The organism is Nonomuraea soli, from assembly GCF_013761175.1.
Classification (GTDB): domain Bacteria; phylum Actinomycetota; class Actinomycetes; order Streptosporangiales; family Streptosporangiaceae; genus Nonomuraea; species Nonomuraea soli.
In genome coordinates this window covers 90560-100919 of sequence record NZ_JACDUR010000004.1, presented here as the reverse complement: position 1 = coordinate 100919, position 10360 = coordinate 90560, and the positions used below count along the sequence as shown (strand labels likewise).

Annotated in this window: 9 protein-coding genes; 7 read left to right on the top strand and 2 right to left on the bottom strand. The window is 70.4% G+C overall.

Features of this window, described 5'->3' with window-relative positions; translation table 11 throughout:
- Positions 1-34 precede the first annotated feature (34 nt).
- Together HNR30_RS50185 and HNR30_RS18960 are read left to right on the top strand one after the other, a co-directional pair.
- Complete coding sequence (locus HNR30_RS50185) at positions 35-1756, top strand: beta-galactosidase (protein WP_181611250.1); 1722 nt, start codon at positions 35-37, stop codon at positions 1754-1756.
- Positions 1757-1807: 51 nt separating this feature from the next.
- Positions 1808-2449 (top strand): Uma2 family endonuclease, encoded by a 642-nt coding sequence (locus tag HNR30_RS18960; protein WP_220133775.1) that lies wholly within the window; start codon positions 1808-1810, stop codon positions 2447-2449.
- Positions 2450-2457: 8 nt separating this feature from the next.
- Here HNR30_RS18960 and HNR30_RS18955 read toward each other — a convergent pair whose 3' ends face one another.
- Positions 2458-3852 (bottom strand): NAD(P)H-quinone dehydrogenase, encoded by a 1395-nt coding sequence (locus HNR30_RS18955; protein WP_181611248.1) that lies wholly within the window; start codon positions 3850-3852, stop codon positions 2458-2460.
- A 56-nt stretch (positions 3853-3908) separates the two neighbouring features.
- Between HNR30_RS18955 and HNR30_RS18950 the strand changes: the two genes are divergently transcribed.
- From HNR30_RS18950 to HNR30_RS18930, 5 genes are all read left to right on the top strand, one after another.
- Entirely contained in the window at positions 3909-4355 is a 447-nt protein-coding gene (locus HNR30_RS18950) for a gamma-glutamylcyclotransferase family protein (protein ID WP_181611247.1), read from the top strand.
- Between the two features lie 127 nt (positions 4356-4482).
- Positions 4483-5361 (top strand): alpha/beta fold hydrolase, encoded by an 879-nt coding sequence (locus tag HNR30_RS18945; protein WP_181611246.1) that lies wholly within the window; start codon positions 4483-4485, stop codon positions 5359-5361.
- Between the two features lie 38 nt (positions 5362-5399).
- The gene (locus tag HNR30_RS18940; protein ID WP_181611245.1) at positions 5400-6704 is read left to right on the top strand and encodes a M20/M25/M40 family metallo-hydrolase; all 1305 of its coding nucleotides are present in this window, start codon (positions 5400-5402) and stop codon (positions 6702-6704) included.
- A 2-nt stretch (positions 6705-6706) separates the two neighbouring features.
- Positions 6707-7510, top strand: coding sequence for a purine-nucleoside phosphorylase (locus HNR30_RS18935; RefSeq protein ID WP_181611244.1), 804 nt, complete (start codon positions 6707-6709; stop codon positions 7508-7510).
- A complete protein-coding gene (locus HNR30_RS18930; protein WP_181611243.1) occupies positions 7507-9090 on the top strand; it encodes a phospho-sugar mutase in 1584 nt (527 codons plus the stop codon). Before HNR30_RS18935 ends, HNR30_RS18930 begins: the two co-directional genes overlap by 4 nt.
- Positions 9091-9135: 45 nt before the next feature.
- On the opposite strand, the gene HNR30_RS18925 is transcribed toward HNR30_RS18930, so the two are convergent.
- Positions 9136-10344 (bottom strand): C39 family peptidase, encoded by a 1209-nt coding sequence (locus HNR30_RS18925; protein WP_181611242.1) that lies wholly within the window; start codon positions 10342-10344, stop codon positions 9136-9138.
- Positions 10345-10360 lie beyond the last annotated feature (16 nt).

Sequence of the window (10360 nt, the reverse complement as noted above, 5' to 3'; positions counted from 1 at the left end):
GTCGCCATACCAACAAACGTCAATCGGAGGCGACGTGTACTACGGCGGCGACTACAACCCGGAGCAGTGGCCGGAAGAGGTCTGGCACGAGGACGTCGCCCTCATGCGCCAGGCCGGGGTCAACCTGGTCACCGTCGGCGTCTTCGCCTGGTCACGCCTGGAACCCTCACCCGGCGTCTACGACTTCGGCTGGCTCGACCGGGTGATGGACCTGCTGCACGAGGGCGGCATCCAGGTCGACCTCGCCACCCCCACCGCCTCGCCGCCGCCGTGGATGCCCGCGCAGGCCCGCAACGTGACCGCCTCCGGGGTCCGCCTCGCGTACGGCAGCCGCGACACCTACTGCGTGCACTCCCCCGTCTACCGCGAACACTCGCGGGCGATCGTCTCCGAACTGGTCGCCAGGTACGGCACGCATCCCGCCCTGGCCATGTGGCACGTGCACAACGAGTACGGCTCCGCCTGCCACTGCGAGCACGCCGCCGAGGACTTCCGGACCTGGCTGGAGCAGCGCCACGGCACGCTGGAAGCGCTCAACGACGCCTGGACCACCGCGTTCTGGAGCCAGCGCTACTCCTCGTGGCAGCAGATCACGCCGCCGCTGCAGACCCAGTGGCACCCCAACCCCGCCCACGTGCTCGACTGGCGGCGCTTCCGCTCCGACGCGATGCTGGAACACTTCCTTGACGCCAAACGCCTCCTGGCGCCCACCGGCAAGCCCGTGACCACCAACTACGTGTTCGGCCCGTGGGTCGACGTCGACCACTGGGCGTGGTCGCGCGAGGTCGACGTCGTCGCCGTCGACCACTACCCGTCCTCACCCGACACGGCCGACGAGGAGAGCGCCTTCGCCGCCGACCTGGCCCGATCGTGGGCGGCGGGCAAGCCGTGGATGCTGATGGAGCAGGCCGCCGGCGTCGTCTACTCCGGCGGCCGCACACTGCCGAAGGCGCCGGGCGAGCTCGCCACGCACAGCCTCCGCCACGTCGCCGCGGGGGCGTCCGGGGTGCTGTTCTTCCAGTGGCGCGCCTCACGCGGCGGCGCCGAGCTGTGGCACCACGGGATGGTCCCGCACGCCGGAGCGGACAGCCGGACCTTCAGGGAGGTCTGCGACCTGGGGCGCACGCTCGGCGGGATCTCCTCGGCCGACGACGCGCGCGACCTGCTCGGCCTGCCCCCGTCGCGTCCCGCCCAGGTCGCGATCGTCTGGGACGACCAGGCGTGGTGGTCACTGCAGTCGCCGTCGCTGCCCTCGCCCGACCTGGACTACTGGGAGGCGATGCGGCAGGCGCACCGGGTGCTGTCGCGGCGGGGCATCACCATCGACTTCGTCAGCCCTTCCGCCGATTTTTCCCCCTATCGCATGATCCTCGTCCCCTGCCTGCCTCCCGTCTCCGACGCCGACGCCGCACGCTTGCGCGCCTTCCCAGGGACCCTGGTCGTCTCGTTCTTCAGCGGCGTCACGGACGAGCACAACCGCGTCCGTCTCGGCGGCCACCCGGGCGCCTTCCGCGAGCGCCTGGGCGTGCGGGTGGACGAGTTCCGGCCGCTCGCGGAACCGGTGAAGCTGTCGGACGGGAGCACGGCCGCCGCGTGGAGCGAGTCCGTGGAGCTGCGGGGGGCCTCGGCGGTGGTGCGTTACCCGGACGGCACCCCGGCGATCACGCGGAACGGGGATGCTTGGTACGTGAGCACCCGGCTGGACGATGAGGGGCTGGATCGGTTGCTCTTCGCTCATTTGGCTTACTCTGAGTAAGAGTGATCGCTAGGGTGACGGGAGCTGATCGTGAACGAGGAGGTGCGTAAGGTGACCATCGCCCAAATGCACGGACCCGTCCTTCTCCCGGATTCTCCGTATCGCATGTGGCTGGAAGGCACCCTCGACGATTACCTGCACGTTCCCGACGGGAGCCGAGTCGAGATCATCGATGGAGAGATCGTCGTGTCGGTAGCCCCCGGCGTGCCCCACGCCTACATCGCCGAAACGATCTGCAAGGCGGTGTACCGGCGCGAGTTCGAGAACCCCGGCTACCCCTGGAGGGCGCTGCAAGGCCCGCAGCTCGACTTCATGGCCTGGGAGGACGGCTACATCCCCGACATCATGCTCCTGGACCACGACCTCCTGAAGGACGCCGTGGAGGCGCGATCCGCCCGGCTCGTCCCCGATCAAGCCGAGGTGATCGTCGAGATCACCTCGCAAGGCAACGCCCGCCGGGACCGCCCCGGCAAGGGGACCGGCAAATGGTGCGCCTACGCCCGCGCCGAAGTCCCCTACTACCTCCTCGTCGACCTCGACCCCAAGGTCGCCGCCACCACCCTCTACTCCATCCCCGACGCCGCCTCGGCCGCCTACCTCCACGAGGAGGTCTGGCCGTTCGGCGAGGCGATCGCCCTGCCTGATCCCCTCAACCTGCGGATCCCCACCGACACCTGGCTCCCCTGGGACTGACCGCTCGTCTAGATCCCGATGGCGGCCATGGGCTGCATGAGCCGGCGCGCGGCCTCGGTGATGGAGCCCGACAACGACGGGTAGACCGCGAAGGTGTGGGCGAGCTGGTCGACGGTCAGGCGCTGCTGCACCGCCACCGACACCGCGAGGATCAGCTCGGAGGCGCGCGGCGCGACGACCACGCCGCCGAGCACGATGCCGGTGTGCGGGCGGCAGAAGAGCTTGACGAACCCGTCGTGGAAGCCCTGCATCTTGGCCCTGGCGTTGGTGGCCAGCGGCAGCTTGACCACGTTCGCCTCGATCTCGCCGGCCTCGATCTGCTTCTGCGAGACGCCGACGGAGGCGATCTCGGGGTCGGTGAAGATGTTGCTCGCGACCGTGGCCAGGCGCAGGGGCTGGACGGCCTCGCCGAGGGCGTGCCAGACGGCGATGCGGCCCTGCATGGCGGCGACCGAGGCGAGCATGAGCACCCCGGTGCAGTCGCCCGCGGCGTAGACGCCGGGGGCGGAGGTGCGTGAGACCTTGTCGACCTTGACGAAGCCGCCCTGGTCGAGCTGGACGCCCGCCTCCTCCAGGCCGAGGCCGGAGGTGTTGGGGACCATGCCGACGGTCATCAGGGCGTGGGAGCCCTCGGCGATCCTGCCGTCTTCGAGGGTGACGACCACGCCGTCGGCGGTGCGGCGCACCGAGGAGGCGCGGGAGCGGCCCATGACGTTCATGCCGCGCCGCCGGTAGACCTCTTCGAGCACCTCGGCGCCGTCGGCGTCCTCGTTGGGCATCATGCGGTCGCGCGAGGAGACCAGGGTGACCTCGGAGCCGAGCGAGCGGTAGGCGCCGGCGAACTCGGCGCCGGTGACGCCCGAGCCGATCACGATGAGGTGTTCGGGCAGCTCCTTGAGGTCGTAGAGCTGACGCCAGGTGAGAATGCGCTCGCCGTCGGGCTCGGAGCCCTTGAGCACGCGCGGGGTGGCGCCGGTGGCGACCAGGACGACGTCGGCCCGGATGGTGCGGTCGCCCGCCCGGACGACCTGCGGGTCGACCAGGCGGCCGGCCGCCTTGATGACCTCGACGCCCTCGGCGGCCAGGCGGGTGCCGATGTCGACCGACTGCGCCTGGGCCAGCTCCTTCACACGCTGGTTGACCAGCGGCACGTCGATCTCGGCCGTGCCTGCGTCGCCGTCGGCGCCACCGCTGTAATGCACCCCCAGTGAGGGGGCGTCGAGCAGCGCCTGCTTACGCACGGAGGTGGCGATGAGGGTCTTGGAGGGCACGCAGTCGGTGAGCACGCAGGCGCCACCTGGCCCGTCCTGTTCGACCATGGTGACCTGCGCACCTAGCTGCGCGGCCACCAATGCCGCCTCGTATCCGCCAGGTCCGCCACCGATGATCACGATCCTCGTCACGTATCCCATTCTCCCGCATCCGCCAAGCAGGAGGTGAAGCGGTACCCTAGGTGGCTATGCCGGTCTACGCCGCTTACGGCTCCAACATGGATCCCAAGCAGATGGCCATCCGGGCTCCGCACTCCCCGATCAGGGGATCTGGCTGGGTCAGCGGATGGCGTTTGACGTTCGGCGGGGAGGATCTCGGCTGGGAGGGCGCGCTCGCCACCATCGTCGAGGAGCCGAATCAGCAGGTCTTCGTCGTGCTCTACGACGTGCCCGAGTGGGACGAGTCCGAGCTGGACCAGTGGGAGGGCGCCAGCAGGGGGCTGTATCACAAGATCCGGCTGCGGGTGCACACCCTGGAGGGCGACGTCCTGGCGTGGTTCTACGTGCTCGACGCCTACGAGGGCGGGCTGCCGAGCGCCCGATACCTGGGCATCCTGGCCGACGCGGCCGAGCTGGCGGGAGCGCCCGACGACTACGTCAAGGAGCTGCGGGCCAGGCCCTGCAACAGCCTCTAGGGGGTAGGCGGGGGTTGCCCGGGTAGCCGTGGGAGTGGAAGGGCGCGACCTGGTCGCACGGGGGAGCTGATCCGATGCCGGCCGGTCGGCGCCGTCGCACCGCGGATCAGCCGAGGAGAGCCCGCTCATGCGCAAGACCCGCCACCGCACCGTCGAGGTGAACGGACTCGAGATCTTCTACCGGGAGGCGGGCGGGCCTGACCTGCCCTGCGTGCTGCTGCTGCACGGCTTCCCGAGTTCCTCGCACACCTTCCGCCACGTGATGGCGCCGCTGGCCGAGGTGAGCCGGGTCGTCGCACCCGACCTGCCGGGCTTCGGCTTCTCGTCCGCGCCCCTGGTCGACGAGTTCGACTACACCTTCGCCAACCTGGCCGACACCATGGAGGCGTTCCTCGATCAGATCGGCGTCGAAAAGTTCTTCGTCTACCTGCACGACTTCGGCGCGCCGGTGGGCTACCACCTGGCCACCCGGCGCCCCGACCGGATTCTCGGGCTCATCGTGCAGAACGGCAACGCCCACGAGGACGGCCTGGGCAGCCAGTGGGACGTCGTCAGGGACTTCTGGGCCGAACCCTCCGAGGCCACTCGCGCCAAGCTGCCCGAGTGGCTGAACTTCGAGGGCACCCGCGAGCAGTATCTGGGCGGGCTGCCCGAGCGGGTGCGCGACCTGCACCCGCCGGAGTCGTGGCATCTCGACTGGGAGCGCATGTCGCGGCCCGGCAACATCGACGTGCAGTTCCAGCTCTTCACCGACTACGCCTCGCATGTCGCCCGCTTCGGCGAGCTGGCCCGCTACCACCGCACCCACCGGCCGCCGTGCCTGCTGTTCTGGGGCCGCCACGACCCGTTCTTCGACCTGGCCGAGATCATGGGGTACGCGCGGACCGTCGACCGGCTCGAGATGCACGTCTTCGACGCGGGCCACCTCCTGCTGGAAACGCACTGGGCCGAGTGCGCCGCCGCCATGGCCGCGTTCATCACCGGTGTCACCAGGTCGATACCGTGAGATCGACTCACCAGCGCACATTTCAGGAAAGAGCAGTCATGACGCACGCTGAACACGAAGTGGCCGACCTGTGCGTGGAGCTGATCCGTGCCGACACCAGCAACTACGGCGACGGCAGCGGACCGGGCGAGCGTGAGGCCGCCGAGATCGTCATGGCCAGGCTGGCGGAGGTGGGCGTCGAGGCGCACTACAGCGAGAGCGCCGACCGCAGGGCCAATGTGGTCACCCGCATCGAGGGCACCGACCCGAGCCTGCCCGCCCTGCTGGTCCACGGCCATCTGGACGTGGTGCCGGCCAACGCGGCCGACTGGACGGTCGATCCCTTCGCCGGCGAGATCAGGGACGGCTACATCTGGGGCCGGGGCGCGGTGGACATGAAGGACATGGACGCCATGATGCTCGCGGTGCTGCGCCAGATGGTCACCGAGGGCCGCCGCCCCCGGCGCGACCTGGTGTTCGCGTGGGTGGCCGACGAGGAGGCGGGCGGGGAGTACGGCGCCAAGTACCTCACCAAGGCGCACCCGGAGCTGTTCGAGGGTGTCACCGAGGCGATCAGCGAGGTGGGCGGCTACTCCCTGGAGGTCGACCCGAGCCTGCGGCTCTACCTGATCGAGACCGCTCAGAAGGGGCTGGCCTGGATGCGGCTGGTCGCCGACGGCCGCGCGGGTCACGGCTCCATGCTGAACTCCGACAACGCGGTGACCGAGCTCGCCAAAGCCGTGGCGCGCATCGGCTCGCACGAGTGGCCGCTGACCTACACCCCGACCGTGCGCACCTTCCTCACCGAGATCGCCGACGCCTTCGGCCTGCCGTTCGACGAGTCCGACCCGTCGAACCTGCTGGAGAAGATCGGCCCGCTGGTGCGCTTCGTCGGTGCCACGCTGCAGCACACCACCAACCCGACCCAGTTGAGCTCCGGCTACAAGGCCAACGTCATCCCCGGGCGCGCCGAGGCCGTGATCGACGGGCGTTTCCTGCCGGGACACGAGGAGGAGTTCTTCAAGACCGTCGACTCCCTGCTGGGCGACAAGGTGCGCCGCGAGTCCATCCACCACGACATCGCGCTGGAGACCGGCTTCGACGGGGCCCTGGTGGAGGCGATGATCGCCGCGCTCAAGGCGGAGGACCCGACCGCGCGCGCCGTGCCGTACTGCATGTCGGGCGGAACGGACAACAAGACCTTCTTCGCCGACCTGAACGTGAGGGGCTTCGGCTTCGTGCCGCTGCGCCTGCCCAAGGACATGGACTTCGCGGCGATGTTCCACGGGGTCGATGAACGAGTGCCGGTCGAAGCATTGCGGTTCGGTGTGAGGGTGCTGGACAGGCTGCTCCTAAACTACTGAAAGTGAGCACCAATCCGTACACCCTCGCCCAAGAGGCCGCGGCAGCGCTGAAGGCCGCCACCGGGCTCGAGTCCTTCGACGTCGCCCTGGTGATGGGTTCGGGCTGGGTCCCGGCTGCGCAGGCCATCGGCCAGGCCGTCGCCGAGATCCCCTTCACCGACCTGCCCGGCTTCTCGGCCCCGGCCGTCGCCGGCCACGGGGGCAAGATCCGCGTCGTTCGCACCGACACGGGCCGCCATGCGCTGATCTTCCTGGGCCGCACGCACCTGTACGAAGGCCGCGGCGTGGACCCGGTCGTGCACGGCGTGCGGACGGCGGCCGCCGCGGGGGTGGGCACGCTGGTGCTGACCAACGCCGCCGGCGGCCTGCGGCCGGAGACGCAGAAGGTCGGCGACCCGGTGCTGATCAGCGATCACATCAACCTGACGGGCGCGGTCCCGATCAGCGGCACCACCTTCATCGACCTCACCGAGGTCTATTCCAAGCGGCTGCGCGCTCTCGTACGCGAGATCGACCCGACCCTGGCCGAGGGCGTCTACGTGGCCTTCCGCGGCCCCACCTACGAGACGCCCGCCGAGATCCGGATGCTGCGCACGCTCGGCGGCGACATGATCGGCATGTCGACGGTGCTCGAGGCCATCGCCGCCCGCGAGGCCGGGCTGGAGGTGCTGGGCGTCTCGCTGGTCACCAACCCGGGCGCGGGCCTGGTCGGCGAGCCGCTCAACCACGAGGAGGTCCTCGAGGTCGGCAAGGCGACCGCGGCGCGCATGGGCGTGCTGCTGGCCAAGGTGGTCGATCGCCTGTGACTCCCGAGGAATGGCTGGCGCAGGATCCCGATCCCGACACGCGGGCCGAGCTGGAAGCCATCCTGGGCGACCCGGCACAGCTGGCCGAGCGGTTCGGGGCCAAGCTCGAGTTCGGTACGGCGGGCCTGCGCGGTGAGCTCGGAGCCGGTCCCAACCGCATGAACCGCGTGACGGTGATGCGCGCGGCGGCGGGCCTGGCCGCGGTCCTCGGCCCCGGCAAGCACGTGGTCATCGGCTTCGACGCCCGTCACAAGTCGGACGTGTTCGCGCGCGACACCGCGGCGGTGCTGACGGGCGCCGGGCTGAAGGCGTCGATCATGGCGCGCCACCTGCCCACTCCCCTGCTGGCCTTCGCCGTCAAAGAGCTGGGCGCCGACGCGGGCGTGATGGTCACCGCCAGCCACAACCCGCCGCGCGACAACGGCTACAAGGTCTACTGGGGCGACGGCTCGCAGATCGTGCCGCCGGTCGACGGCGAGATCTCCGCGGCGATCGACGCCGTGGGCCGGGTCGACGAGCTGCCGCTGGGCGACTCGTGGGAGACGCTCGGCGAGCCGATCGTCGACGCCTACCTGAAGGCGGTCACGGCGTTGCCGCTGGGCGACGCCCGTGAGCTGCGCATCGCCTCGACCGCGCTGCACGGGGTCGGCGCCGAGCTGCTGGAGCGCGCGTTCCTGACGGCCGGGTTCGACGCTCCGGTGCCGGTCGAGGCGCAGCGTGAGCCCGATCCCGAGTTCCCGACGGTCTCCTTCCCCAACCCGGAGGAGCCGGGCGCGATGGACCTGGCCTTCGAGCTGGCCAGGAAGATCGACGCCGACGTGGTGCTGGCCAACGATCCCGACGCCGACCGGTGCGCGGTGGGCGTGCCCCTGCCGGGCGGCGGCTTCCGCATGCTCACCGGCGACGAGGTGGGCGGCCTGCTCGGGGAGTACGTGCTCACCCACACCTCGGGTGATGTACTGGTGGCCACCACGATCGTCTCCTCGACGCTGCTCGGCAAGATCGCCGCGGAGTACGGCGTGCGCTATACCGAGACGCTCACCGGCTTCAAGTGGATCATGCGGGCGGGTGAGGGCCTGGTCTTCGGCTACGAGGAGGCGCTGGGCTACAGCGTCGGCTCCGACGCGGGGCTGCCGGTGCACGACAAGGACGGCATCAGCGCCGCGCTCACCGTCGCCGCCATCGCCGCGCAGGCCAAGCGGTCGGGACGCACCCTGCTCGACCTGCTCGACGACCAGGCGCGCCGGTTCGGGCTGCACCTGACCTCGCAGTTGTCGGTGCGCGTCGACGACCTGTCGCTGATCACCGGCGCCATGGCCAGGTTGCGCGCCGAGCCGCCCACCTCGCTGGGCGGGCGCGCGGTCGAGGCGGCCGACGACCTGAGCGAGGGCTCGGCGCAGTTGCCGCCCACCGACGGGCTGCGCTACCGGCTGGCCGGTGACGGCCGGATCGTGGTCCGGCCGTCGGGCACCGAACCCAAGCTCAAGTGCTACCTGGAGGTCGTCGGCGACTCGCGCGAGCGGGCCGCCGCCGACCTGGAGGCGATCAAGCGCGACCTGAGCGCCGCGCTGGGCCTGTAGCGACCTCTGGCGGCCACCCGCCAGAGGTCGGGCCCGGCCTGAACCTCACCAGTTGGCCGGCACCCCTGGCACGCCCGCGGGCAGCGGGTGGCCGGGCGGCCGGATGATGTAGACGATGCCGCCGCTGCTGGAGCTGCGCTGCCAGACGTTCTCGAAGTCGGCGCGGGGATAGACGCGGCGCGCGTCGTCGTTCGCGGGCGAGTTGGCCGGGTCGTTGACGATCACGTCGCCGGTGGCGGTGAACCCGATGACCACGAAGATGTGGCCGTTGGTGCCGTACCCGGCTCCTGGCAGCTCGCCCTTCTTGAACGACTGCGACGTGATCACGGGGATGCCTGCCTTGACGAACTTCTCCAGCTCCGTCAGCGACCGCAGCCGCGTGACGAAGCCGTCGAGCCCGTAGCGGCCGGCGTAGGCGGTGTTGAACGGCCAGTTGCCCGCGCCCTGGTAGGCGTGGTCGTAGACGTACCTGGCGGCGTAGTCGACCTCGGGGCTGGGGTCCGCGGGATCCACCCAGGCCGTGTCTGCCGCGCTGGGCCACTTGCCCCAGAAGCCGAGCACCATCGTGGTGGACGTCGGGCTGCACCAGGCCTGGCCGCCTCCGTCCCATTCGGGGTAGTGGCCCTGGTGGATGCTCTGCGAGCGGCGCGGCACGTTCAGCTCGACGCCCCAGGCCTCGCCGCCCGGACTCACCGGGACGGTCTTGCGCTCGGGGACCGCCGAGGCCATCGCCCCCAGGGTGCGGACCGTGGGTCCGCCGGTGGCGCCCGGCTTGCGGTAGAGCGTCACCCGCAGCTGGTAGGAGTCGATCGGCTTGCCCGCGGCGGCGACGAACGTGTCGACGGAGACCGTGCCGTCGGCGTCACCCTGTCCCGGCACGGAGGTCCGCTGGATGTCGGACTCGCCGTAGGCCCAGCGGCCCATGACATACCACTTGGTGTCGGGCGCGGTTCCCCGCATCTCGATCTGGATCCAGGTACCGGCCGGGGTGTCGGCGGTCCAGGAGGCGATCAGTTCGGTGGCTCCGAAACCGATCTGCCTGTCCTGGCCCGTCCACTGGGAGTACTCCCAGGTGGCTCCGCCGTACTCGATGGTGCCCGCCGGTTGTCCGAAGCTCAGCCCGGCGCCGAGATCGGCGCGCTGGTAGACGACCTCGGACTGGGCTGGTGGTGGTGGTTTCTTCTCCGCTACGGCGGCGCCCGCGGGGAACGCGGCCAGGATCGCGGTCGATAACAGCACAACTAGCTTGCGCATTCGGCTCACCTCGTCC